We start from the raw sequence: 23943 nt of genomic DNA, 5'->3' as shown, positions 1-23943 counted from the left end.
TCCGCTCTCGCACTGGCCGCTCTCAGGCGGGCAGACCCGTCTCGATGATCCGCGCCCAGAGCGAGGCACCGTAGGGGATGGCGGCGTCGCTGAAGTCGTATTCCGGGTGATGGAGGCCGGCGGAGGGCCCGTTGCCCATGAAGATGTAGGCGCCGGGCCGGTGGGCCAGCATGTAGGAGAAATCCTCGGCCGCCATCATCGGCGCCACGTCCCGCTCCACATGATCCTCGCCCACGATCTGCGCGGCGACATCGGCCATGAAGTCGGTCTCGGCCGGGTGGTTCTCGGTCGCCGGGTAGCCGCTGGCGAAGTCGACGCTTGCCCGCGCGCCGAAGGCCACGGCGACATTCTCCGCAATCGTGGCGAGCCTTTCGCGCATCAGGTCGCGTACGGCCGGCGTCAGCGCCCGCATCGTGCCGCGCAGTTCCGCCGTCTGCGGTAGCACGTTGAAGGCCTCGCCCGCATCGACCGCGCAGACGGAGACGACGCCTGAGTCGAGCGGATCGATGTTGCGGGCGACGATGGATTGCAGGGCGACGACGATGTGGCTCCCGACCAGCACCGTATCGACCGCCGCCTGCGGCAGGGCCGCGTGCCCGCCCCTGCCCTCGATCAGAATCGTGAAACGGTCGGTGGAGGCCATGATCGGGCCGGGACGGATCGCGAAGGTTCCGAGCGGCTGGCCGGGGATGTTGTGCAGGCCGTAGACCGATTCGACGCCGAAGCGCTCCATCATCCCGTCCTGCACCATCGCCTCGCCGCCGCCGCCGCCCTCCTCGGCCGGCTGGAAGATCAGTACCGCGCGGCCGTCGAATTCGCGGGTCTCGGCGAGGTATTTCGCGGCGCCGAGCAGCATGGCGGTGTGCCCATCATGGCCGCAGGCGTGCATCTTGCCCGGCACGGTCGAGCGGTAGGGAAGGTCGCGGATCTCCTGGATCGGCAAGGCGTCCATGTCGGCGCGCAGGCCGATCGCGCGGTTGGAGCCATGCGCGCGCCCGCGGATCACCCCGACGACGCCGGTGCGCCCGATGCCGGTGACGACCTCGTCGCAGCCGAAGGCGCGCAGCTTGTCCGCCACGAAACCGGCGGTGCGGTGAACGTCGTACTGAAGCTCCGGATGGGCATGGAGATCGTGCCGCCAGGCAGTGATCTCGTCCGAGAGATCGGCGATGCGGTCGATGACGGGCATGGATCCAACCTTTTCGGAGGGTTCCAGCAAGCAGAAGGCCAACACGGGGTCAACGGCCAAGCCTGAGGGAGATCGTCCGAAAGCGATCACCCTTGCCTTCGTACTCGTTGCAATCGTGCCGCGCCGGCCTCCGTGGAAGCGGCCCCCTCGCCTCCCGCCAGATCGTCGAGGATCGGGCAGTCCGGCCGGTCGTCGCCGCAACAGCGTTCGGCAAGATGTTCGAGGGTGCGGGCCATCGCCTCCAATTCGCCGATGCGGCGGCGCAGGTCGGCGACATGGCCGAGCGCCACCGCCTTCACGGCGCCGCTGGCTCGGGAGCGGTCGTGCCAGAGTGCGAGCAGGTCGGCGATCTCCCGCATCGAGAATCCGAGGTCGCGGGCGCGGCGCACGAAGCGGAGCGCGTGCAGGTCGGCCTCGCTATACACGCGGTAGCCGCCGGCGGTCCGTCCTGCGGGACCGAGCAGGCCCGTCTCCTCGTAGTAGCGGATCATCTTGGCCGAAACGCCGGTCGCACGGGCCGCCTCGCCGATAGTGACGGAGGGCGTGCTCATGGGGTGCCTCCTGCCCGCTTGAGGCGCAGCGCGTTGCCGACGACGAAGACGCTGGAGAGCGCCATCGCCCCGGCCGCCAGGACCGGCGAGAGCTGCGGACCGCCGACAATCGTCAGCACGCCGGCGGCGACGGGGATCAGCGCCGCGTTGTAGGCAAACGCCCAGAAAAGGTTCTGGCGAATGTTCGCGAGCGTCGCCCGCGACAGGACCACGGCCTCGACCAGCCCGGTGAGCGCACCGGACATCAGCACCAAGTCGGCACTCTCCACCGCGATGTCGGTGCCGGTGCCGATGGCGATGCCGATATCGGCCTCCGCCAGAGCGGGCGCGTCGTTGATGCCGTCGCCGACGAAGGCGACCGGACCGTGGGCCTCGCGCAAGCGGCGCAGGGCCGCGACCTTGCCCTCGGGCAGCACCTCGGCCTCGACTTCGGTGATGCCGAGCGACCGGGCGACCGCCTCGGCGGTGACGCGGGCATCCCCCGTCAGCATCGCCACGGTGAGGCCGCGGGCGCGCAGGGCATCGAGGGCCGCGCGCGCCTCCGGCTTGACCGGATCGGCCACCGCAACGAGCGCCGCGAGCCGGCCATCCACGGCGGCGAAGATCGGGCTCTTTCCCTCTTGAGCGAGACGGGCCGCCTCGCTTTCGAGCGCCCCGGTCGTCACGCCGAGCCGTTCCATGTAGCGGCGGTTGCCGAGCGCCACCGCCCGTGCCTCGACCAGGGCCGAGACGCCGTGGCCCGGCACCGCCTCGAACGCTTCGGCCTCGGGCAGTGCCCCGGCGTCCCGCGCCGCCGCGGCGATGGCGCGGGCGACCGGATGCTCGGAGCGGGCCTCGACGGCGCCTGCAAGCGCCAGCACGCTCGCTCGGGAGAAGCCGGGCGCGGTGACGAGATCGGTCAGGCGCGGACGACCCTCGGTCAGCGTGCCGGTCTTGTCGAGGGCGATGACGCGGGCGTCCCGCAGCGCCTGCAGCGCGGCGCCCTGACGGAACAGCACGCCCCGTTCCGCCGCTCGGCCGGTACCGACCATGATCGAGACCGGCGTCGCCAGCCCCATGGCGCAGGGGCAGGCGATGATGAGCACGGAGATCCCCGCGACCAGGGCATGACCGAGCGCCGGCGAAGGCCCTAAGACGAGCCAAGCGAGGAAGGTCAGCACGGCGATGGCGATCACGGCGGGCACGAACCACAGGGTGACCCGGTCCACCAGCGCCTGGATCGGCAGCTTACCGCCTTGCGCCTCCTCGACCATCCGCACGATCCGCGCCAGCGCGGTGTCGGCACCGGTGCGGTCCACCGTGAAGTCGAAGCTGCCGGTGGTGTTGAGGGTGCCGCCGACGACTCGGGCGCCGCTGCCCTTCTCCACCGGCACCGGCTCGCCGGTGATCATGCTCTCATCGACGAAGGAGGAGCCCGACGCGACGAGGCCGTCCGCCGGCACGCGCTCGCCGGGGCGCACGCGCACCCGGTCGCCGATCTTGAGGTCGGCGGCCGGCACCTCGCGCTCGGTCGCGCCTTCCACAAGCCGCGCCGTCTTGGGCGAGAGGTCGATCAGACGCGCGATCGCCGCGCCGGCCCGGCCCTTGGCGCGGGCCTCCAGGGTGCGGCCGAGCAGGATCAGCGTGACGATGAGGACGCTCGCCTCGAAATAGAGATGCGCCGACCCGTCCGGCAGCGACCACGGCGCGGCGGTCGAGACCAGGGAAAAGAGGTAGGCCGCTCCGGCGCCGAGGGCGACGAGGGCGTTCATGTCGGGATGGCCGCGCAGCAGGTTCGGCAGGCCGAGCCGGAAGAAGCGCCGGCCGGGACCGGCCAGCACCAGGGTCGCGAGCACCGCCTGCATCCAGGCGAAGCCGCCTGCGCCGAGAAGGCCGGTCACGGCATGGTGGAAGCCCGGCAGCAGATGGCTCCCCATGTCGAGGACGACGACGGGGGCCGACAGCACGGCGGCGACGATCAGGTCGCGGCGGAGTGCGGCCGCCTCCCGCTCCTGCCGATCCGCGTGCGCGACATCGGCTGCGGCTCCGAGCGCACGCGGCTCGTAGCCGGCCTGCCGCACCGCCGCCTCGACATCACTCAGGGCGACGGTGCCGGCGGCGTGGTGCAATTCCGCCCGGCCCGTGGCGAGGTTCACCCTCGCCGAGACAGCACCGGGAAGCGCCATGAGGGCGCGCTCCACGCGTCCGACACAGGAGGCGCAGCTCATCCCCTCGACGGAGACGGCGGTGACGGATTCCGGCACGTCGTAACCGGCGTCGCGGATTGCCTCGACCGCCCGCGAGGGTGGCATGGCATCCGGCAGGGCTAGGCTGGCGCGGCCGGTGGCGAGGTTGACCGCGACATCGGTCACGCCGGACAGCGCGCGGAGCGACCGCTCGACGCGTCCGACGCAGGAGGCGCAGCTCATGCCGTCGACCGGCAGGGTCAGGCGGGACGGCCGCTCGGCACCGGGGGGCGCGAGCGGCATGGTGTGGGATTCAAGGATCGGTTCCATGCCACCTCAGATGGGCCTTCCCATCATGGGAAGGTCAAGGGGCGGGGCGTTTCAGGCGTTCAGGGCACGGAAAGCACCTTGGCCTCCCCGCATCTTTCGGCACGTCTCGCGTCGGTCGATGTCCGCGCTGCCGCAACGGCATCAAACGAGTCTTTCCGGCAAACGGGGCCGAGTGTGCACCGTTCCCCTAGGATCATCCCCTAATCCCGTACGGGCACCTCGTCCGGCATCGCTCCCTTGGTGTCGGGTCGATGCTCCGGCAGGCTCACCCGCACTGTGGTGCCATGCCCGGGTTCGCTCTCGATGATGAGCTTGCCCCGGTGGCGCTTGAGCGTGTGCTTGACGATGGCGAGCCCGAGACCGGTTCCGCCCTGCTGCCGGCTCGACGCCGTATCGACGCGGTAGAAGCGCTCGGTCAGCCGCGGGATATGCTCGGCCGCGATGCCCGGCCCCTCGTCGCGCACCCGCAGCTCGATCCGGGCCCCGCACTCGTCCACCCCCTCGACGCGGTGGAGCGACACGACCACCACGCCACCGCTGCCGCCATACTTCACCGCGTTCTCGACGAGGTTCTCGATGACGCGCAGCAACTCGTCGCGATCCCCGAGGACCGGGAGCGGGATGTCGGGCCGCTCGACGCTCAACGCGACGCCGCGCTTGAGGGCGAGCGGCGCCTGCATGTCGACCATCCGGCGGGCGATGCGCCCGAGATCGACCATCCGGGTCGGCACGACGTGCTCGTGCAGCTCGATGCGGGAGAGCGAGAGCAGGTCGTCGATCAGCCCGGTCATGCGTTGGGCCTGGCTACGCATGATACCGAGGAACTGCTCGCGGGCGCGGGCGTCGTCTCGGGCGGGGCCCTGAAGAGTTTCGATGAAGCCGAGAAGGGCGGCGAGCGGCGTGCGCAGTTCGTGGCTGGCATTGGCGACGAAATCGACCCGCATCGCCTCGAGGCGACGCGCCTCGGTGAGGTCACGCAGGAACAGCACCACGTTGGCCTCGCCACCGCCGGGCATGTCGGACATCGGCAGGGCACCGATCTGCACCTCGAAGGCGCGCTCGGTCGGCACGCGGGTCGCGTACTCGGTCCGGACGGCCGAGCCGGTGCGCAGCACTTCCTCGATGCCATCGAGCACGTCGGGCGCGCGCAGGGAGAAGGAGAGCGGATGGCGGAGCTTGAGCCCCGGCAGGAGCCGCCGGGCGGCTGGGTTGGCCTCCATCACCACCACCCGGCGATCGACCAGGATGACGGGATCGGGAATGTTCGCCAGCAGCGCCTCGGCGATGGTGTGGCGGCGCGGCGGGCCCACCTCGGACTGCTGGAGAACCGGCCCCTGCCCGCGGCGCCCGAGGAGCCCGCCGATGAGGAGGGCAAGGCTGGCGGAGACGATCAGGGCCGTGTCGACCGTGCCGCCGACCGCTTCCGCGAAAACAATCACGGCCACGGCCAGGGTGACGCCGAGCCATAGGGGGCGGGCCGGATTGCTCGACATGCAGGGCTAGAGAACCGGCCGGATCACGGGTCGTTCGCGGGCGCCCGACGCCGCAGCCGCTGCATCCCCTCGTAGATGCCGAGCATCACCAAAGCGAGAGCGAAGGGAACGAGGTAGTAGCAAACCCGGAACAGCAGCAGCGAGCCGAGCACCGACTCGCGCGGCAGGTAGGACAGGGCGAGCAGGATCGTCGCTTCGAACACGCCGATGCCGCCCGGCGCGTTGGAGGCGATGCCGAGCATGGCGGCCAGCACGTAGATCGCCAGGAAGGTCGTGAAGGGGAGGTTCATGCCCTCGGGCATCAGCATGTAGAGCACGGCGGCCGCCGCGCAGACATCGCCGATGCCGACCACCATCTGGCTGAACGACACCGTGGCGCCCGGCAATTCGAGCTGCCAGTGGCGCACCTTGATGTAGCGCCGCTTCACCGAGACCCAGGCGAGATAGCCGAGCACGAGCCCGAGCGTGCCGAAGCCGAGGATCTGATTGAGGCGCGCGGTGGTGTTGACGCCGATGCTCTTGAAGGTGAGGCTCGCAAGCTGGCCCGCCTCGATGATGAGGCTGAAGCCGAGCACCACGCCCATGCCGAGCCAGAAGGTGAAGCCGGCGATCACCGTGAGCGCGGCGATCTTGGCCGCCGACAACCCGCGCTTCGAGTAGATCCAGTAGCGGATCGTCGCCGCGGTGATGAGCGGGAAGCCGAGGGTGAAACTCACGGCGTAGCTCGTGAAGGAGGCGAGCGCCGTAATGCGGTAAGGCAGCTTGATCCGGAGCTGGCGCAGGGCGAGCGCGTCGTAGCAGGTCAGGAACAGGTAGCTGACCGCCACGAACAGGAAGGCTTCGCTGAGCTGTGTCGCGGCCACCGCGGTGAAGGCCGCCTGCAGCGCGGCCCAACTGATCTCTGCCGAGAGCTTCCACAGTACGCCGAGCGAGGCGACGATGAGGATGAGGCTGGCGATCGTGCCGATCCAGGCATAGCGCCCGCGCTTCGACGCGTGCTTCGATCCGGCATCAGCCTCTCGGTCCGCGTCGGCCGGCTCGGCCTCCGTGACCATCCTGTGCTTCCCGGCAGGTTTCATGTGAGAACGGTATCCGCCTCCGCTGGTCGACCGCAGGGTGTATCCGGCGCGGGTCGTCCCGGGCGGTGTCGATCCCGAACCGCCCCCGCGGCATTTAGGGGCTTCGACCGCCAAAGGCCAGCGAAGGGCCGCCGGCACGGGGATGCCCTGCACCGGGAATGCGGCTGAAATCGCGGCATCCGGACGGTCACGGCGCCGCAGCGAGATGCGCGGCCGCCTCTGCCAAGCCCGCCAGGATGCGCTCGCGCACGGAGGGCGCGGTGCAGACATAGGTCGGGCTCGGATGGGGAATCGCCACCACCGGCAGCGACGGGCGCAGGGCAGAGAGCGGCGCCGAGGCCTCGCGCGCGAAGCGCCCGGCCGGGACGACCACGGCGAGCCGCGGCAGCAGAGCAAGGAGCGGCGCGAAGTATGGCGCGGCGGCGCTCGCTTCCGATCGGCGGGGCGCGCGGTTGAGCGCGCCGGGCGCGTGGATCACCCAGGGTACCGCGTTCCAGATCAGCGTGTCCCGCCGCGCGATCCCGGCCTCGGCCAGGAAGCGGAACAGGTTGGCGGCGGTACCGGTCGGGTTGTCGCGGGAGACGAAGCCGGTGCGGCCGATCGAGGGGCCCGGTGTCTCGAGCAGCAGGAGCAGCCGCGCCTCCACACCGCCGTCGAGCGGATCGGGATCGGGTACGGCCGCGCCGCGCTCGGCGGCGATCATGCGGGCGAAGACGCGCAGCGGCCGGATATGCGGCGCGTCGGCCATCGCCCGGCGCTCCTCGAGAAGGGCGGGTTCGCGCAGGCTCTTGGGCGCGTCAGGCGAAGCCGGCATCGCGCAGATCCGGCGGCACCCGGCCCTGCAAGCGGAAGCGTTCGACGCCGTTCTCGGCGGCGAGGCGCGTACGCAATCCCTCCAGTCCGCCGAACTGGAAGCCGATCTGCGAGCCGTAGGCGGCGCAGGCTTGCGCCTTGCGGTGCTCGGCATCGGAATCGAGGCGCACGACCTGTTCGGGCCAATGCTCGAAGATCGCCCGCAGCGGCTCTTTCGGCTCGGTGCTGCGCACCGTGTAGGGAAAGTCACGCCACCACAGTACCGGCAGGGGCGGCTGCGCGGCGCGGAAGGCGCGCACGACCTGCACGTGATCGACATGGCCGCCGACGGCCTGAGGCGCGAGGATCAGGTCCGGCCCGGTATCGGCCACCAGTCGCTCGAACGCGTCGGCGAGGTTGGCGCCGATCCGGTCGTCGGGGGCAAGCTCGGCGAACAATTCCGGCGCCGATGCGTAGCCGCGATGCGGCGCCTCCCGGAACGGCAGGTGGACCGGCTCATCGAGGCCGAGCGCACGGGCCGCCGCGCGATCCTCCTCGCGGCGCAGGGCCATGTAATCGACCTCCGGCGCCAACCCCTTGTCGAGTTGGCACGCGAGGGCGAAGCCGCGCGGGTCTCTCACCGATGCCGTGAAGATCGTCGCCATGACGACCTGCCAGCCCTGCGCGGCGAGTCGCGCCAGCGTGCCGCCGGCCGAGAAGACTGCATCGTCGAGATGCGGCGAGATGGCGAGTGCGGTGCGCGTCACAGCAGGTGCGGCTCCTTGCGGAAGCGGCATTCGGCGTCGATCGGCAGCGTGTCCGGGACATCCGTGTGAGGACGCTCCCCGGCGACCTGCGCATAGACGTCCATGATCTGCCGGCCGACGGCGGTCCAGGAATAGACCCGGCGGCACTCCTCCAATCCGGCCTCGGCGAGACGCTGGCGCAGATCGTCGTCTTCCAGAACCCGCCGAAGGGCGGCGGTGAGCGCCCGCACATCGCCGGGATTCACCAGCAGGCCGTTCTCGTCGTCCCGCAGGCAATCCGAGACGCCGACGGAGTGGGTCGAAACCACCGCGAGCCCAGCGGCCATCGCCTCCAGAATCGTGTTCGAGAATCCCTCCGCATAGGTCGGCGAAACGAAGACGTCGGCCTCGCGGTAGAGGTCCGGCACCGTGTCGTAGTCGGCGTAGCCGGTGAAGCGGACCTGTGCCGAGGTGAAACCGATGGCGTCCGCTTTCGCGCGGGCAGACTCGACATCCGGTCCGATGCCGGAGATCGTCGCATCGAACGGCACGCCGGCCTCCCAAAGCCGCTCCAGGGCGTCGAGGAAGTCGAGCACGCCTTTCCGGCGGTCGACCCGGCCATGGTAGAGCAGCCGCACCGGCTCCTCGTCCTCGCGCTCGGCCTGAAAGCGTGGTCCGGGGGTGAAGCGGGCTGTATTGACGGCGCCGGGGACGATGGTGAAGCGGGCCGGATCTGAGCCGAGCCGGTCGCAGACTTCCCCAAGGAAGGATTGCCCGCCGATCAGCAGCGCGTTGGCATGGGCCAGCACCTCGACCATCGCACGGCGATGCGTCTCGCAGCAGGAGCCGACCCAGTGGCCGTCGCCGCCCTGGATCGAGACGATCGTCGGCACGCCGAGCCGCTTGCCCGCGAGCAACACCGCCCAGCCGGTCGGGTAGCCGTATTGCGCGTGCAGAACGTCGAACGGCTTCCTGGCGTGCTCGGCGCAGATCGTCGCGACGATCGTATCGATGTCGCGCTCGAAATCGCCCCCCTCCTGCTCGCCATTCTGTTCGAGGCCGATGACGTGGACGCCGGGCACGGCGGGCGGCGGACCGCCGCCATAGACGCGCGTGCCGAATTCGTCGCCGCGATATTGCGAGATCATCGTCACGTCGTGGCCGGCCCCCGCCACCTCGCGCAGGAGGTTCTGCGCGTAGACGCTCATGCCGGAGATCGCCGGAAAGTAGCGGCGGCTGACGAAACAGATTCTCATGACGTGGGCAGCCCGGGCATCGCGGATTCGCGCGGTGTGGTGTCCGGCATCGGAAGTCCGGGACCGGGACGGCGGCAGGTGCGGAGATAATCGAGGGATTGGCCGACCATCACGTCGGCCCGGTGCGACTCGCGCGAGAGCTCCACGCAGACCAGCTTCCCGAACCCGATCGCGTCGAGCGCGTCCAGAACGGCGGGGACATCCATGTCACCCTCGCCGAAGGGCAGGTGGATGTGCTCGCCCCGCTTCATGTCCTCGATCGCCACGGTGCCGAGGCGTGGGGCGAATTCGTGCACGGCCGCGGCCGGATCGCGTTCCCCCGTCACGAGGCAGTGACCGGTATCGAGGGCGAGCGACAGGCCCGGCAGATCAATCGCGGCAAAGTCGTCGAGCGTCTCGATCAGCATGCCGGGCTCGGGTTCGAGGGCTGCGACGACGCCCTTCTCGGCGGCGAAGTCGCAGACCCCGCGCAGGCCGTCGATCAGCCATCCCCGCGCTTCGCCGTGATCCACGCCCGCCTTCGGCACGCCGGCCCAGAACGAGACGGCCTCGGAGTTCAGGATCCGTCCGATCTCGATCGCCCGCTTGAGGAAACCGACGCGCCGGGCCCGGCCCGAAGCGTCGGCGGTGACGAGCGTCGGCTCGTGCTTGGCGGTCGGGTCGAGCAGGAAGCGGGCGCCGGTCTCGATCACCGAACCGAGTTCGAGCCGGTTCAGAATGCTGGCGATGCGATCGGCCTCGATCACCCAATTCTCGGCGAACGGGTCGAGATGGTGGATGTCGAGGGTGAGCGCGACGCCGTCGTAGCCCGCATCCTTGATGAGGCGGATCGCATCCTCGATGCGGTGGTTGGCAGTGCCGTTGGTGTTGTAGGCGAAGCGAAGGCTCATGCAGGCCTCCGCGCGGCCCGGCGGCCCTGGCGCTCGTAGCGGAACGGCGCGTGGTGCGATTCCGGCTCGCGGTAGAGCGGATAATGCGAGCCGACGATCTGCTCGGCCAAAGCCGTGTCGAAGAGCGGCTGGCCGCCGAGGCGCTCGATCGCCTCCGGCGTCAGGCGGACGGGCAGCAGCGTGTCGGTCGGTGTGCCGAAGCGGATCAGAGGGTGATCGCGCTCGATCAGCTTCCGCGCGTTGCGCTCGCCGATCCGGTAGTAGCTCATGGTCTCGACTTCGAGCCCCGGCACGATCGCCTTGACCACGCCGATCCCGCCGCCAGGCGGCGTGCAATCGACGTAGAGCACATCGAAGCCCGCCTCCTCCAGGCGGTCGCGGGCGATCTTTCCGCGGGCGTGACCATCCGGGGCCGGTGTCGTCGGCAGGTCGGAAAACGCCTTGGTGCTGCGCTCGGAATAGACCGTGTTGCTCAAAACCTGACGCAGCTCGGCCGAAGAGAGGTCGAGCCATGCGAGCATGGCCTGAAGCGCGCGGCTCTCCTCCAGATCGAGGCTCGGCAACGCCTTCTGGATGAAGGATTCGACATAGCCGGGCGGAGCCACCGTGTCGGCGAGCGCCAGCGGCCCGTGGCCGAAGGTCTTCCGGACGCGCGCCGCCTGGAATTCGAGGAGCGCCTTGCGCAAAGCCCGCTCGCGGTCGGGATCGCAGGCCTCGCCGCAGGCCGAGAGCGCGATCGGCGCGGGCGTCCGGGCCGGGTCCACATCGTAGCCGACGACGTAGAGGTTGGTGAGCCCGAACTGGTCGGTGGCGAATTTCGGCAGCGCGCGGATGCCGAGGCTCTCTAGCCTATCGAGCATGCCGCGCGTCTCGGGGCCGATTCCGTCGAGGTCGAGCATCACGCCTTGGTCGAGGGCCCGGAACAGCAGGCCGTTGCCGTCGCGCTGGAGCAGTTCGAGCAGGCCGTGACCCACCGCAAACGCCACGTCCGGTCCGGCACCGAGACCGTTGGTGATGAGGTTGGTGAAGGGCTGATAGCCCTCGCGCAGCTCGAAGTAATCGGTCGCGGCGATATCGAGCGGCATCCACACCGACTCGCCGGTGCGGGCGCGGACCGCCTTGGTCCAGTCGAGCGGGGTATCGCGGCCGACGGACGAGCCAGCGGGCAGACACAGCGTCAGCGGGTCGGCGACGGAGGATGCGCCGTAGACGCGTGAGAGGTCGGCGTAGGAGACGGCCGCTTGGTTGTCGCCCTTGCGCGGCAGCAGGGCAACGGATGGCATGAGGTTCTCGGCGATCTCGGCCACCGCGCCGATCAGGGCCTCGTCGTCGGTGGCGCCGTAACCGATGCCGGAGGGCATGGCGCCGACATAGAACGGGTCATCGAGAAAGAGCGCGACGAACCAGACCGGGATGCCGGTGCGGTCGAGCCCGGCCAGATTGAAGCCGACGACCCGGCCCTCCGGCAGAACGTCGAGATAGGCCTTCACGACATCGGGCAGCCGCGCGGGCAGCCCCTCGGTTCGGCGCGGGGCGCCACGACGATAGGGGCGCGGCGCCGCGAGATTCGGGTGGTGGGCGCGGTCGTCCCGGTCGAGGGCGTCGGTCGCAGTCATGTCCGTTCCATCAGCAGCGGCTGACCGTCCCGTCTCCAACCCTGAACCTCATCCTGAGATGCCGCGCTTCGCTGCGCACCTCGGAGATGAGGGCGAGGGTGGGATCGTACGGTCTGCTCCAAACTATCGTCGTCAGGCCGCGTCGCGGCCCGCCGGTTTGCCCGCCGCCGCGTAGGCGCGGGCGATCAGGCGCATGGTGTGCAGGTCGCGCTCGGCGTCCCAGGCGGCGCGCTCGTCCCGTTCGCGCAGGGCGCGGCCGAAGGCGCGCACCTGTTCGAGGAAGGGCGAGGCCGTCTTGTCGAAGGCGATGTCTTCGACCCGGCCATCCGCACCGTTCGTGAAGGTGACGCTGCCGCCTGCGGTCTGGCCCATCGTGTCGGTCGCGGTCAGCATCCCGCTTGTGCCGACCACCTCCAGCCGTCGGCGCGGCAGGGCGTCGGGGCAGTTGTAGGCGACGTTGAGCTGGGCGAGCGCGCCCGAGCCGGTTCGGCCGATCAGCAGGGCGCCGTCATCGACGGCGTAGTCCTGCGCGCGGGCCTGGGTCATGGCCGCGATCTCGGCGATCGGCTCGCCGAGCAGGAAATCCACGAGGTCGATCCCGTGGGGCGCGAGGTCGATCAGCGCGCCGCCGCCCGCCTGGGCCGGATCGATGCGCCAATTGTCCTGGCCCCGGAACGATGCCCAGGCCCGGTCGAGCCAGCAGGCATAGACGATGCGGATCGCCGTCACCGTGCCGAGCCGTCCCGCGCGGATGAGGTCGCGCATGGCGCGGTGGCCGGGATGATGGCGCTGGTCGAAGGCGGTGCCGTAGAAGGCGCCGGACTTGCGCACCGCTGCCGCCATCACCTCGGCATCGGCGAGGGCGGCGGCCATCGGCTTCTCGCACAGAACCGCCTTGCCGGAGGCACAGAGCGCTTCGACGGCGCCGCGATGAAGATGGTTCGGCGTGGCGACATAGACCGCCTCGACCTCGGGTTCGGCGATCAATCCGGCGAGGTCGGCATGCGCCCGCGCACCCTCGGCTTCCGCCGCCGCGCGCGACGTCGCGCCGGGATCGGCGACGGCGATCAGGCGGTGCCCCGCGGCGCGGATGCCGGGCGCCATGTAGTCGCGGGCGACCCAGCCATAGCCGACGATGCCCCAGCCGACGCTTCCCACCATCACCAGCGCTCCGGCAGATCGACGTATTCGCGGCGGCGTACCCGCGCTGCGTCCGATGTGTTGGGCTTGCCGTTCCAGTCGATGGCCTCCGGGCCGTCCGAATGCAGCGGATAGGTCGCCTGTGAGGCGTACTCGGCCTCGTAGCGCTCCGACGGCCAGCGAATGGCGAAGCCGCCCTCGTCGGGCTTATAGAGCGGATTCAGGTGAAGCGCCGCGTCCGCCGGCGGCAGCGTGATGCCATCGACGATTGCCCGGGGCGCCGGACGCATTCCGGGCCCGGCCACGACCGAGAACGCTTCGCAGCTCCGAAGGTCGCGCGGCTCGCGGGGCTGCGGTGCGCGGGCCTCGACCAGGGCGCGGGTCAGTTCGGCGTCGTCATAGACGAGCCCGTCCGGGAACAGCTCCTCGATTTCGGCCGCCGAGATCGCCTTGCCGGCCGAGAAGCCAGGCCGCCCGCTGTTGTGGATGTGGCTGAGGGCAAGCCAGCCCTCCTCCCCGGCTGTCTGCCGCAGGCAGGACAGGATGCCCGGCTTGTCGTCGAGGAAGTAGAAGGCGTCGTTGCAGATCACGAGGTCGACCGGCGCCTCGGGGATCGGCCAATGCGGCGAGGACGCGTCGAAACAGACGAGTTGCGCCTTCTCGCCGACCACCCAGTGCCGGGCGACCCAGAGCTTGGCGAAAACCACGTCCGCACCTGCGACCTTCACGCCGCGGCGCTTCAGTTCGCGCAGGTAGTGGCCGATGCCGCAGGCAAGCTCGAACGCGCAGACCGGATCGTTCCAGTGCGCCTCCAGCAGGCTCAGGCCCGCCAGGAAGGTCGGGTCGGTCCAGCGGTTGACGAAATAGTCGCCGACACGGCCCCAGCCGAGCCAATCCACCGCCTGTCGCAGGGTGGCGCTCGCGCGCTCCCGCACCAGCCGGCGCAACGCCTCCGGGTCGGCCGGCGGACCGGTCCACCAATCGTCCTGATCGGCCAGCAGGAGGACGAGAGCGTCCTCCCGCCGATCGGCGTCGAGATGATCGAGGGCGGTCGCGACGAGGCTGCCGCGGCCGGTGCGAAGATAGGGAATGCCGTCGATGACGGGCCAGCGGGCTCCGGTTTCGGCGTCGCGCAGAGCATGCGCGCCGTCGGCCTTCAGCCTGTGGCCGGTCTCCGGCGAAAGGAGATCGAAGGGGATCATGAGCCTGGATTCTGCCGGACAGCGCGGGATGTCACGGGATGCGCATATCGGTCAGAACGCGATCCTGGAAAGCCTTGACCGGCCCGGCATGGACCAGTTCCATTTCACCCAGCACCGTATCCATCGTCAGCGAGGCGGCCCGGAGGTGCTGGGCGATCTGCAGAACCCGGTCGATGGAATCGGCGGCGTGGAAGGCGCGGCCCTCCGCCGTGGCATCATCCGCGAGGACGAGGCGAGCGGCGCGAACCGTCTCCCGCAGCGGCGGCTCAAGTTCCTCCAAGGCCCATTCGGAGCAGCGCCCGACGATCGGCCAGAGATGGTCGCCGAGCAGCATCTCGCCGGTGAAGCCGGCATCGGGCATTGCCGCATTGTGGAAGTGGTGTGCCATCGCTGCCAGGAACACGGTTGTCGGATCGGCCCGGTAGAAAGGGCTGAGCAACACACCGTAGACCGCCACGACGAGGCAATGCTCGGCGTGGTTCTCGGGCGGTTCGAGCAGGATGCGCGGCTTGCCGGGGCAGGTCACCCCCGCGCGTGGCTGCTGCGCCAGGGCGCCGACGAAGCCAGGCATGGGCCCGGCCGACAGAGCGGCGGGCTCGCGCAGGCAGGCCCGCAGCCGATCCCGCAACCCGGCATCGACCGATTCCGAAACCGCATCGAGCCCCGCGACGAGCACGGCGGAGGCCTGCGCCTCATCGAGCCCGGCGGTCGCGAGGAACGCGGCATCAAGGTCGCAGAGCCGCGCGGCGGCCAGTGCCTTGGCCGTGATGTCGAGCGCGATGGTCTCCGGCGGGGCGCCGCCGGTGAGCGCCGACCACCCTTGAGCGAAGAGACGCTCGGCAATCGAGCCCGAACGTCCCGCCGAGCGGACGCGCTTGAGATCGCCGAGTTCGACCAGCAGCTCCCGCACGGCGACGGGGGCTGCCGGTCCGGTTTCCGAAAAACTCGTCACGCGCTCGGAGCCTTACTGCTGCGCGCCGAGCCAGTCGAACAGCATGCGCTGCTGCTTGCCGAAATCGTGCTCCGGACCGTGGCCGTTCTTCACCATCGGCGCCTTGAAGAAGGTCGAGAGCTGCTCCTGCACGCCGCCGTCACCGCGGGACTTGGCGAGATCCAGCACGCGGGCGATTTCGATCACCAGCGGTGCGGCCAGGATCGAGTCCTTGCAGAGGAAGTTGACCTTGATCTGCATGCGCTGGCCCATGAAGCCGGTGACGTCGATGTTGTCCCAGGCTTCCTTGTCGTCGCCGCGCGGGCGGTAATAGTGGATGTGCACGAGGTGATCCTCGACCGGGTAGCCGAGGATCGAGTCGAGCACCGTGCCCTTGGTGTTGAGCTTCGATTGCAGCGAGTTCGGATCGTTGAGGGCCAAGCCGTCGCGGTTGCCGAGGATGTTGGTCGAGAACCAGCCATCGACGTGAAGCTGGCGGGCCTTCAGGGCCGGCGCCAGCACCGTTTTCATCATGGTCTGGCCGGTCTTGCCGTCCTTGCCGGCGACCGGGACGTTCAGCTCGCGGGCGAGTTCCATCAGGGCCGGCACGTCGGCGGCGATGGAGGGGGTGAAATTCGCGTAGGGAACGCCGCTCTTGATCGCCGCATAGGCATAGAGCATCGCCGGCGAGATCGATTCGTCGCTCGAATCGAGCCCCTTCTCGAAGGCTTCGGCCGAGTTGAGAACCGGGACGGAAAGATCGGGCCAGCGCTCGGTCGAGGCGAGGTTGATCACCACCACGTCGTCGAGGTTGCTTTCCTTGCGGAAGCGGTTGAGGTCGTTGGCGATGACCGAGACGGTCTCACGATGGTCCTTGGCGACGATGCGGTTGCCGCCGTCGATGTTCTTGCAGAACTTGGCCGAACCGACCGCCGGCCAGGGCGTGATGCCCTTGAGTGCCTGGGCGCCGCTCTCGATATCCTCGCGGGTCAACACACCGTGGCCGGTGGCGGCAGAAGCGAGGTCGTCGCCGTTCAGATCCCAGCCGCCGAAGACGAGATCCTTGTAATCGGCCATCCCGGCGACGGACACACCTGCGAGCGGAAGGCCATCCAGACGGTTCGAACCCGATTTGATGGTTTCGATGCCGGCGATGGCTGTCGTCGCGACTGCACCGCCCATGCCAACGAACGCCACTCCGACGCGTCGACCGGTCTGAATGCCCATGGGAACTCGATCTTTCTGTTGTGGTGGCGCTGACGCCTTGGGATGAACCCTAACGGGAGGCCGCGCGGCCCATGACAACTGTGACCAACCCGGTGCGTTCCGGTGCCGACCCTGCCATCTTTGCCGCAGGCCGGATTGCGCCGGGACCGCATCTTTTGGTTAAAATATCGTAAACACAATGGCTTAACGCTGCATTAACGGGATCACGTTTGGATCACGGGGTGGTCCCATTGTGGTCACACCCGGCGGCGAAACCTCCGCCGGTCAAACGAAGCCCGGCACAAAAGAACGCCGAGGCACCAACAAGGAAGACCGATGGGGGTTTACCCGGAGCCGGCGCGCTGCGCCGACGACGTAAGCCGACTCGTGCCTTGCGGGTCGAATGCCGGCAACGGTGCTGCTTCGCAGCCGTCGCGCGTTCGTTCGCCGCTGGTGCGCAGCCTTACCGCACTGGCCGCCAGCGTGACCCTGCTGCTGGCCGGGCCGCAGGACGTGTCCGCCTACGAGAACGCACATGTTTCGATAACGATCCCGATGATGGTGCGGGCCGATCTCCGCCCGGCCGGGGCCGAGGCGGAATGGGGCGGCACCGCGCTGCTCGGCCAAGATGGCGGGCTGACTGCCTCGATCGAACGCATGCAGGCGTCGCTGGCCAATCTCCGTTCGGACACCGACGACGAAATCCTCCGCTTCGGCGAGATGAGCGTGCCGCGTCCGCTGGTGGAGACGATCCTGAAGGCGTCCGAGGTGACCGGCGTCGATCCCGTCTACATGATGGCGCTCGCCGACAAGGAATCGAGCTTCGATACCGGCGTGAAGTCCTCCGCTTCCTCGGCGCAGGGTCTGTTCCAGTTCGTCACCGGCACTTGGCTGGAGATGATCCGCCAGTACGGCGCTAAGCACGGGATGGCCGATGACGCCGCCGCGGTGAAGGGTCACGGCGCCGGCATCACCATCGCGGACGCGGCGACGCGCAAGCGGGTGCTCGACCTGCGCAACGACCCCTACATCTCCGGCCTGATGGCCGGCGAGCTGATCAAGCGGGACCGCAGCCGGATCGAGGCGCGGATCGGCCGCGAGTTGAAGACCACCGAACTCTACCTCGCACATTTCCTCGGCACCGCGAGCGCCGGCAAGTTCCTGTCACTCAGCGCCGAGGATCCGGACAAGGTCGCCAAGGCCGCCTTCGGCCGGGCCGCACGTGCCAACCGCGCCATCTTCACCGCCAAGGACGGTGCCAAGCGCCGCAGCCTGACCGTGGCCGAAGTCCACGAGAAGCTTGACGGCATGATCGACCGGCGCCTGAGCCAGTATCAGGCCATCGCCGACCTTGCGCAGCAGCAGGCCGAGGAACCGGCCGCACCCATCCTCGACGCCCGCCTGCGTCTCGGCGAGGACGTGGTGCCGTCGCTGGCGATCCGCTCGGTGCAGTAGGGACGGCGCTCAACCCCACAGCTCGGGCGGCGGCGGATAGACCGTGCTGCCCTCGTAGCGCAGGGCCGGCACACGGTCCTGGGCGAGCAGCAGCGGCCCGTCGAGATCGACGTAGGCCGCGTGGTGGGCAAGCAGCAGGGCCGGCGCCATGGCGAGCGACGAGCCGACCATGCAGCCGACCATGATCTCGAAGCCGCGCGCCCGCGCCTCGTGGGCGAGCTTCAGCGCTTCCGTGAGGCCGCCCGCCTTGTCGAGCTTGATGTTGATCGCGTCGTAGCGCTTGGCCAGCGCGTCGAGCCCGGCGCGGTCGTGCAGGCTCTCATCGGCGCAGATCGGAATCGTGCGGTCGATCTCGGCGAGCAACCCGTCCTCGCTCGCCGGCAGGGGCTGCTCGATCAGGCCGACACCCGCTGCTGCGCAGGCCGCGAGGTTGTCGCGGATCGTCTCCGAACGCCAAGCCTCGTTGGCATCGACGATGAGGCGTGAATCCGGCGCGCCGCGGCGCACGGCAGCGATCCGCTCGGGGTCGCCCTCGCCGCCGAGCTTCACCTTCAGCAGCGGCCGGTGCGCCGCCGCGCGGGCCGCTTCCTCCATCGCCTCCGGATCGCCGAGACTCAGCGTATAGGCGGTGGTGACCGGCTCCGGTGCGGCAACCCCCGCGAGTTCGTAAGCGGACCTGCCGGTGCGCTTCGCTTCGAGATCCCACAGGGCACAGTCGAGGGCGTTGCGGGCAGCACCCGGCTTCATCCGCCCGGCGAGGTCGAACCGCCCTCCCCCGTCGGCGATCCATGCCGCCTGCTCAGCAAGGAAGGCGGCGACATTCTCCACCGTCTCGCCGTAGCGGGCATAGGGTACGCACTCGCCCCGGCCGCGAAACGGACCATCCTCGACGGTCGCGACGACGACGACCGCCTCGGTGCGGCTGCCGCGGGAGATCGTGAACGATCCGGCGATGGGGAAACGCTCGACGGCAACGGTCAGACGCGGCATCGACTGTTCTCCCTCAGGCCGGAAACTCGGCGGCGATCCGGTCCACGATCCCTTCGACGCCGAAGCGCACGGGATCGGTGGCGGGCAGGCCGTTGACGGCTTCCGCCTCGCTCAGCAGCGCGCGCGCCTGCGACTCGGCCAGGGCCTGCGTGTTCACGGCGATGCCGACCGGGCGAATGCCCGGATTGGTGAGCGAGCCGCAGCGGATGGTCAGGTCGATGACGTCCTGGATCGTCGGCAGGCTCGCCTCGACGCCGCGCATGCGGGTGCGGGTCGGCTCGTGGCAGATCACGAAGGCGTCGGCCTGCGCACCGTGCAGCAGGCCGAGGCTGACGCCGCCAAAGGAGGGGTGGAACAGCGAGCCCTGCCCCTCGATCAGATCCCAGTGATTCGGCTCGGCCGCCGGGGAGACCCACTCGACGGCACCGGAGATGAAATCGGCCGCCACTGCGTCGATGGCCGCGCCTCGGCCGGAGATGAAGACGCCGGTCTGACCCGTGGCGCGAAAATCGGCATCGAAGCCACGCGCGCGCATGCCGCGTTCGAGGGCGAGCGCGGTGTACTTCTTGCCGACGGAGCAATCAGTGCCGACGGTGAGGAGCCGCCGGCCCGGACGCTTGGTGCCCTTACCGGTAGGGAAGGTCTCGGTGGTGTGGCGGACGTCATGCAGGGCGCGCCCGCTGCGCTTGGCCGCCTCGGCGATCTGCGGGATCGATCCGAGCCGGACGTGCAGCCCGCTCGCCACGTCGAGCCCGGCATCGAGCGCCGCGACGATCTCCGCGACCCAGTGGTCGGGCAGCACGCCACCGGCATTGACGACGCCGACGACCATGGTCTTGCAGCCCTTGGCGACGGCGTCCTCCAGCGTCAGATCGGGGATGCCGAGATCGGCGGCACAGCCCTCCATCCGAAGCTGGCCGACGCACCATTCGGGGCGCCAGTCATTGATGCCGTAGGCGGTCTTGGCGGCGAGCCGGTCCGGCACGTCGCCGAGAAACATCAGGTAGGGCGTGGCGATTTGCATAGGCGATGGTCCCGTCCGGAGCGAAGCTCCGTCTGAGAACGCGTCTATGCGCGATCCGTGCCCGATGCGCGAGGCATGACTGAAAAAGTTGGGCAGCCATACTTCGCCATGCCGATGTTGGCGGCGTGATGCCGAATCGGGGTCTTGCCTATTCCTCGATCCGCCGCACCGCGCCTTTGGCGGCGCTGGTGGCGAGCATGGCGTAGGCGCGCAACGCCGCGCTGACCTTGCGCTTGCGGGGCGTGGCCGGACGCCAGCCTTCCGCGTCGCGGGCGGCGCGACGCTCGGCCAGCACGGCCTCGTCCACCGCGAGGTGGATGCGCCGGTTCGGGATGTCGATCTCGATCCGGTCACCCTGCTCGACGAGGCCGATCAGACCGCCCTCGGCGGCTTCCGGCGAGACGTGGCCAATGGACAGGCCGGAGGAGCCGCCGGAGAATCGGCCGTCGGTGACGAGCGCGCAGGCTTTGCCGAGGCCCTTCGATTTCAGGTAGCTCGTGGGATAGAGCATTTCCTGCATGCCGGGGCCGCCGCGGGGGCCCTCGTAGCGGATCAGCACCACCTCGCCGGCCTTCACCCGGCCGTTGAGAATGGCATCCACCGACGCATCCTGGCTCTCGAAGACGTGGGCGGTGCCGGTGAAGGTCAGGATCGAGGCATCGACGCCGGCCGTCTTCACGATGCAGCCGTCTTCCGCGAGGTTGCCGTAGAGCACGGCCAGCCCGCCATCCTTCGAGTAGGCGTGCTCGGCCGAGCGGATGACGCCGGCCTCGCGGTCGACGTCGAGTTCGTCCCAGCGCGAGGCCTGACTGAAGGCGACCTGGGTCGGCACGCCGCCGGGCGCGGCGCGGAAGAAGGTCTGGACCGACTCGCTCTGAGTCTTCGTGACGTCCCAGCGGTCGAGCGCGGCGCCCAGCGTGCCCGAGCCGACATTGCCGACGGACCGGTCGATCAGGCCGGCGCGGTCGAGTTCGCCCAGGATGCCCATGATGCCGCCAGCCCGGTGCACATCCTCCATGTGGACGTTCGCGACCGCCGGGGCGACCTTGCAAAGAACCGGCACCCGGCGCGAAAGCCGGTCGATATCGGCCATGGTGAAGGGCACCTCGCCCTCATGCGCGGCGGCGAGCAGGTGCAACACCGTGTTGGTCGAGCCGCCCATGGCGATGTCGAGGGTCATCGCGTTCTCGAAGGCGGCCATCGTCGCGATGGAGCGCGGCAGAACGCTGGCGTCGTCCTGCTCGTAGTGGCGGCGGGCCAGATCGACGATGAGGTGGCCGGCCTCGACGAACAGGCGCTTGCGGTCGGCATGCGTCGCCAGCGTCGAGCCGTTTCCGGGCAGCGACAGGCCGAGCGCCTCGGTGAGGCAGTTCATGGAATTGGCCGTGAACATGCCCGAACACGAACCGCAGGTCGGGCAGGCCGAGCGCTCGATGACGGCGACATCCTCGTCCGACACCCGGTCGTCGGCTGCGGCCACCATGGCATCGACGAGGTCGAACTTACGGGTGACGCCGTTCATCACCACCTTGCCGGCCTCCATCGGGCCGCCGGAGACGAACACCGCCGGGATGTTGAGGCGCAGCGCCGCCATCAGCATGCCGGGGGTGATCTTGTCGCAATTCGAGATGCAGACCATGGCGTCGGCGCAATGCGCGTTGACCATGTACTCGACGCTATCGGCGATCAGCTCGCGGGACGGGAGCGAGTAGAGCATCCCGTCATGGCCCATGGCGATGCCGTCATCGACCGCGATGGTGTTGAACTCCTTGGCCACACCGCCCGCCTGCTCGATCTCGCGGGCCACGAGCTGGCCGAGATCCTTCAGGTGGACGTGGCCGGGCACGAACTGCGTGAACGAGTTCACCACCGCGATGATCGGCTTGCCGAAATCCGAATCCTTCATGCCGGTGGCGCGCCACAGGCCGCGTGCGCCGGCCATGTTGCGGCCATGGGTGGTGGTGCGGGAGCGGTAAGCGGGCATTTTTGCTGATCGACTTTTCGAGCCGGATCGGCCGCAAGGCCGATCTTCCAGAACGCGCCCTCAGCCTGAGGTGCGAAGCGAAGCGGAGCCTCGAAGGAGGCCTCCAGAAGTCTCGCCATCCCTGGAGCCCTCCTTCGAGGCCCGCCAAGGCGGCCGCTTCAGGATGAGGGGATCGGAGGGGACGAGCGTTGGCTAGACCACCGCGGCGTGTTGGGCGTGCAGCCTAACGGAGGCGGCCGAGAGCTTGTTCAACGCCGAGAGATACGCCTTGGCCGAGGCCACCAGCGTGTCCGGGTCGGCGCCGCGGGCGGTGACCGAGCGCTCGCCGGCCTTCAGCCGGACCGAGACCTCGGCCTGGGCGTCGGTGCCCTCGGTCACGGCGTGGACCTGATAGAGTTCCAGCACCGCGTCGTGCGGGACGATCTCGTGGATCGCGTTGAAGACCGCGTCCACCGGGCCGTTGCCGTCGGCCTCCGCGGTGAAGACGCGGCCGTCCATCTCGATCTTCATCGTCGCGCGCTGCGGGCCCCGCGTGCCGGCGATCACGGACAGGGAAACGAGCTTGATGCGGTCGTGGGCAGTGGCGAGCTTCTCGTCCACCAGCGCCTCGATATCCTCGTCGTAGACGTGCTTCTTGCGATCGGCCAAAGCCTTGAAGCGCTCGAACACGTCCTGGAACTGGTTGTCGGACAGCGAGATGCCGAGCTCGCCGAGCTTCGACTTGAAGGCGGCCCGGCCCGAATGCTTGCCCATCACCAGCGAGGTCTTGGCGAGCCCGACCGAGGCCGGGGTCATGATCTCGTAGGTCTCGGAATGCTTGAGCATGCCGTCCTGATGGATGCCGCTCTCATGGGCGAAGGCGTTCCGGCCGACGATGGCCTTGTTGTACTGCACGGGGAAGTTCGCCGCATGGCTGACGAGCTTCGAGGCGCGGGTCAGCATCGTCGTGTCGATGCCGGTGTCGTAGGGCATCACGTCGGCACGGGTGCGGATCGCCATGACGATCTCTTCGAGCGCCGCGTTGCCGGCGCGCTCGCCGATGCCGTTGATCGTGCACTCGATCTGCCGGGCGCCCCCTTCCAGGCCGGCGAGCGAGTTCGCCACCGCCAGCCCGAGATCGTTGTGGCAATGCACGGAGAAGATCGCCTTGTCGGCGTTCGGTACGCGCTCGCGAACTTGACGGAACATCGCGCCGTATTCCTGCGGCGTGGCGTAACCGACGGTGTCGGGCAGGTTGATGGTGGTGGCGCCCGAGCGGATGGCCGCCTCGACGCAGCGGCAGAGGTAATCGATGTCGGTACGGGTCGCGTCCATGGCCGACCATTCCACGTCCTCGACGAGGTCGCGGGCCTGGGCCACGGTCTTGAGGATGATCTCGATCACCTCGTCCTGCGTCTTGCGCATCTGATGGGCGAGGTGGATCGCTGAGGTCGAAACGAAGGTATGGATGCGGCCGCGCTCGGCATGCCGCACCGCCTCGCCGGCCCGGGCGATGTCAGCCGGGATGGCGCGGGCGAGGCCCGCCACGGTCGCCCGCTTGGTGCGCCGCGCGATCTCGGAGACGGCCTCGAAGTCGCCGTTGGAGGCGATGGGGAAGCCGGCCTCGATGATGTCGACGCCCATCCCGTCGAGCAGCTCGGCCACCGCCAGCTTCTCGTCGAGCGTCATGGTGGCGCCGGGACATTGCTCGCCGTCGCGCAACGTCGTGTCGAAGATGACGACGCGGTCCTTCGCGCTCTGAGTCGTGTTCGCCATGGGTCTTCGTTCCTCGCAGCCGGCGCGCTCGACACTCTGGGAGCGGCGCCGGAAAAGCCTGTCTTCCGGTCGATGGGCGGCATCCCCTGAGAGCCCAGGCGATCGCGCCCGGACGGCCCTCAGGGGCGGCTAAGAAGCAGGCCTGCGAG

The 23943-nt window shown here is 69.3% G+C and carries 19 protein-coding genes; 1 reads left to right on the top strand and 18 read right to left on the bottom strand.

Annotation, left to right across the window (positions count from 1 at the left end; translation table 11 throughout):
* Positions 1–22: 22 nt before the first annotated feature.
* The 14 genes from E4V01_RS16215 to E4V01_RS16150 all read right to left on the bottom strand — a co-directional run bounded on the left by E4V01_RS16215 (position 23) and on the right by E4V01_RS16150 (position 16607).
* Entirely contained in the window at positions 23–1189 is a 1167-nt protein-coding gene (locus tag E4V01_RS16215; RefSeq protein ID WP_135299054.1) for a M20 aminoacylase family protein, read from the bottom strand.
* An 86-nt stretch (positions 1190–1275) separates the two neighbouring features.
* The gene (gene cueR / locus E4V01_RS16210) at positions 1276–1740 is read right to left on the bottom strand and encodes a Cu(I)-responsive transcriptional regulator (RefSeq protein ID WP_135299053.1); all 465 of its coding nucleotides are present in this window, start codon (positions 1738–1740) and stop codon (positions 1276–1278) included.
* Entirely contained in the window at positions 1737–4235 is a 2499-nt protein-coding gene (locus E4V01_RS16205) for a heavy metal translocating P-type ATPase (protein WP_135299052.1), read from the bottom strand. The genes cueR and E4V01_RS16205 overlap by 4 nt, the downstream gene beginning before the upstream one ends.
* A 200-nt stretch (positions 4236–4435) precedes the next feature.
* On the bottom strand, positions 4436–5728 hold the full coding sequence (locus E4V01_RS16200) for an ATP-binding protein (protein ID WP_060770123.1): 1293 nt from the start codon (positions 5726–5728) through the stop codon (positions 4436–4438).
* Positions 5729–5751: 23 nt separating this feature from the next.
* Positions 5752–6783, bottom strand: a complete 1032-nt coding sequence (locus E4V01_RS16195) for a lysylphosphatidylglycerol synthase domain-containing protein (RefSeq protein WP_060770122.1) — start codon at positions 6781–6783, stop codon at positions 5752–5754.
* 211 nt (positions 6784–6994) lie between these two features.
* Positions 6995–7621 carry a uracil-DNA glycosylase gene (locus E4V01_RS16190; RefSeq protein WP_135299051.1) on the bottom strand — a complete coding sequence of 209 codons (627 nt, stop codon included), beginning with the start codon at positions 7619–7621 and terminating at the stop codon, positions 6995–6997.
* Positions 7605–8366, bottom strand: a complete 762-nt coding sequence (locus E4V01_RS16185; RefSeq protein WP_060770120.1) for a PIG-L deacetylase family protein — start codon at positions 8364–8366, stop codon at positions 7605–7607. Before E4V01_RS16185 ends, E4V01_RS16190 begins: the two co-directional genes overlap by 17 nt.
* A complete protein-coding gene (locus E4V01_RS16180) occupies positions 8363–9601 on the bottom strand; it encodes a glycosyltransferase family 4 protein (RefSeq protein ID WP_135299050.1) in 1239 nt (412 codons plus the stop codon). Before E4V01_RS16180 ends, E4V01_RS16185 begins: the two co-directional genes overlap by 4 nt.
* The gene (locus tag E4V01_RS16175) at positions 9598–10491 is read right to left on the bottom strand and encodes a sugar phosphate isomerase/epimerase (protein WP_135299049.1); all 894 of its coding nucleotides are present in this window, start codon (positions 10489–10491) and stop codon (positions 9598–9600) included. Before E4V01_RS16175 ends, E4V01_RS16180 begins: the two co-directional genes overlap by 4 nt.
* Positions 10488–12107 carry a YcaO-like family protein gene (locus E4V01_RS16170; RefSeq protein ID WP_135299048.1) on the bottom strand — a complete coding sequence of 540 codons (1620 nt, stop codon included), beginning with the start codon at positions 12105–12107 and terminating at the stop codon, positions 10488–10490. The genes E4V01_RS16175 and E4V01_RS16170 overlap by 4 nt, the downstream gene beginning before the upstream one ends.
* Positions 12108–12239: 132 nt before the next feature.
* Positions 12240–13268: a Gfo/Idh/MocA family protein gene (locus E4V01_RS16165; protein ID WP_135299047.1), complete on the bottom strand. Its 1029-nt coding sequence runs from the start codon at positions 13266–13268 to the stop codon at positions 12240–12242.
* Positions 13268–14449 (bottom strand): bifunctional 2-polyprenyl-6-hydroxyphenol methylase/3-demethylubiquinol 3-O-methyltransferase UbiG, encoded by a 1182-nt coding sequence (locus tag E4V01_RS16160; RefSeq protein WP_135299046.1) that lies wholly within the window; start codon positions 14447–14449, stop codon positions 13268–13270. The genes E4V01_RS16165 and E4V01_RS16160 overlap by 1 nt, the downstream gene beginning before the upstream one ends.
* Before the next feature lie 31 nt (positions 14450–14480).
* Entirely contained in the window at positions 14481–15401 is a 921-nt protein-coding gene (locus E4V01_RS16155) for a hypothetical protein (protein WP_193763214.1), read from the bottom strand.
* Between the two features lie 12 nt (positions 15402–15413).
* Positions 15414–16607 carry an inositol-3-phosphate synthase gene (locus tag E4V01_RS16150; protein WP_060770113.1) on the bottom strand — a complete coding sequence of 398 codons (1194 nt, stop codon included), beginning with the start codon at positions 16605–16607 and terminating at the stop codon, positions 15414–15416.
* A gap of 315 nt (positions 16608–16922) precedes the next feature.
* Here E4V01_RS16150 and E4V01_RS16145 point away from each other — a divergent pair, with 315 nt between their 5' ends.
* Complete coding sequence (locus tag E4V01_RS16145) at positions 16923–18041, top strand: transglycosylase SLT domain-containing protein (protein WP_060770112.1); 1119 nt, start codon at positions 16923–16925, stop codon at positions 18039–18041.
* A 9-nt stretch (positions 18042–18050) separates the two neighbouring features.
* Here E4V01_RS16145 and dgcA read toward each other — a convergent pair whose 3' ends face one another.
* The 4 genes from dgcA to E4V01_RS16125 form a co-directional block, all read right to left on the bottom strand.
* Complete coding sequence (gene dgcA / locus E4V01_RS16140) at positions 18051–19031, bottom strand: N-acetyl-D-Glu racemase DgcA (protein ID WP_135299045.1); 981 nt, start codon at positions 19029–19031, stop codon at positions 18051–18053.
* A 13-nt stretch (positions 19032–19044) separates the two neighbouring features.
* The gene (gene dgcN, locus E4V01_RS16135; protein WP_135299044.1) at positions 19045–20055 is read right to left on the bottom strand and encodes an N-acetyltransferase DgcN; all 1011 of its coding nucleotides are present in this window, start codon (positions 20053–20055) and stop codon (positions 19045–19047) included.
* A 148-nt stretch (positions 20056–20203) separates the two neighbouring features.
* A complete protein-coding gene (gene ilvD / locus E4V01_RS16130) occupies positions 20204–22039 on the bottom strand; it encodes a dihydroxy-acid dehydratase (RefSeq protein WP_135299043.1) in 1836 nt (611 codons plus the stop codon).
* A gap of 192 nt (positions 22040–22231) precedes the next feature.
* Complete coding sequence (locus E4V01_RS16125) at positions 22232–23794, bottom strand: 2-isopropylmalate synthase (protein ID WP_135299042.1); 1563 nt, start codon at positions 23792–23794, stop codon at positions 22232–22234.
* Positions 23795–23943 lie beyond the last annotated feature (149 nt).

Source organism: Methylorubrum sp. Q1, from assembly GCF_004683995.1.
Lineage (GTDB): Bacteria > Pseudomonadota > Alphaproteobacteria > Rhizobiales > Beijerinckiaceae > Methylobacterium.
The sequence above is the reverse complement of the archived record's forward strand: the minus strand, read 5'-3'. Positions and strand labels throughout refer to the sequence as shown.

Coding starts and splice junctions, on each gene's coding strand:
- E4V01_RS16215 (WP_135299054.1), bottom strand. CDS start 1,189: ATGCCCGTCATCGACCGCATCGCCGATCTCTCGGACGAGATCACTGCC.
- cueR (WP_135299053.1), bottom strand. CDS start 1,740: ATGAGCACGCCCTCCGTCACTATCGGCGAGGCGGCCCGTGCGACCGGC.
- E4V01_RS16205 (WP_135299052.1), bottom strand. CDS start 4,235: ATGGAACCGATCCTTGAATCCCACACCATGCCGCTCGCGCCCCCCGGT.
- E4V01_RS16200 (WP_060770123.1), bottom strand. CDS start 5,728: ATGTCGAGCAATCCGGCCCGCCCCCTATGGCTCGGCGTCACCCTGGCC.
- E4V01_RS16195 (WP_060770122.1), bottom strand. CDS start 6,783: ATGGTCACGGAGGCCGAGCCGGCCGACGCGGACCGAGAGGCTGATGCC.
- E4V01_RS16190 (WP_135299051.1), bottom strand. CDS start 7,621: ATGCCGGCTTCGCCTGACGCGCCCAAGAGCCTGCGCGAACCCGCCCTT.
- E4V01_RS16180 (WP_135299050.1), bottom strand. CDS start 9,601: ATGAGAATCTGTTTCGTCAGCCGCCGCTACTTTCCGGCGATCTCCGGC.
- E4V01_RS16175 (WP_135299049.1), bottom strand. CDS start 10,491: ATGAGCCTTCGCTTCGCCTACAACACCAACGGCACTGCCAACCACCGC.
- E4V01_RS16170 (WP_135299048.1), bottom strand. CDS start 12,107: ATGACTGCGACCGACGCCCTCGACCGGGACGACCGCGCCCACCACCCG.
- E4V01_RS16165 (WP_135299047.1), bottom strand. CDS start 13,268: ATGGTGGGAAGCGTCGGCTGGGGCATCGTCGGCTATGGCTGGGTCGCC.
- E4V01_RS16160 (WP_135299046.1), bottom strand. CDS start 14,449: ATGATCCCCTTCGATCTCCTTTCGCCGGAGACCGGCCACAGGCTGAAG.
- E4V01_RS16150 (WP_060770113.1), bottom strand. CDS start 16,607: ATGGGCATTCAGACCGGTCGACGCGTCGGAGTGGCGTTCGTTGGCATG.
- E4V01_RS16145 (WP_060770112.1), top strand. CDS start 16,923: ATGGGGGTTTACCCGGAGCCGGCGCGCTGCGCCGACGACGTAAGCCGA.
- dgcA (WP_135299045.1), bottom strand. CDS start 19,031: ATGCCGCGTCTGACCGTTGCCGTCGAGCGTTTCCCCATCGCCGGATCG.
- dgcN (WP_135299044.1), bottom strand. CDS start 20,055: ATGCAAATCGCCACGCCCTACCTGATGTTTCTCGGCGACGTGCCGGAC.
- ilvD (WP_135299043.1), bottom strand. CDS start 22,039: ATGCCCGCTTACCGCTCCCGCACCACCACCCATGGCCGCAACATGGCC.
- E4V01_RS16125 (WP_135299042.1), bottom strand. CDS start 23,794: ATGGCGAACACGACTCAGAGCGCGAAGGACCGCGTCGTCATCTTCGAC.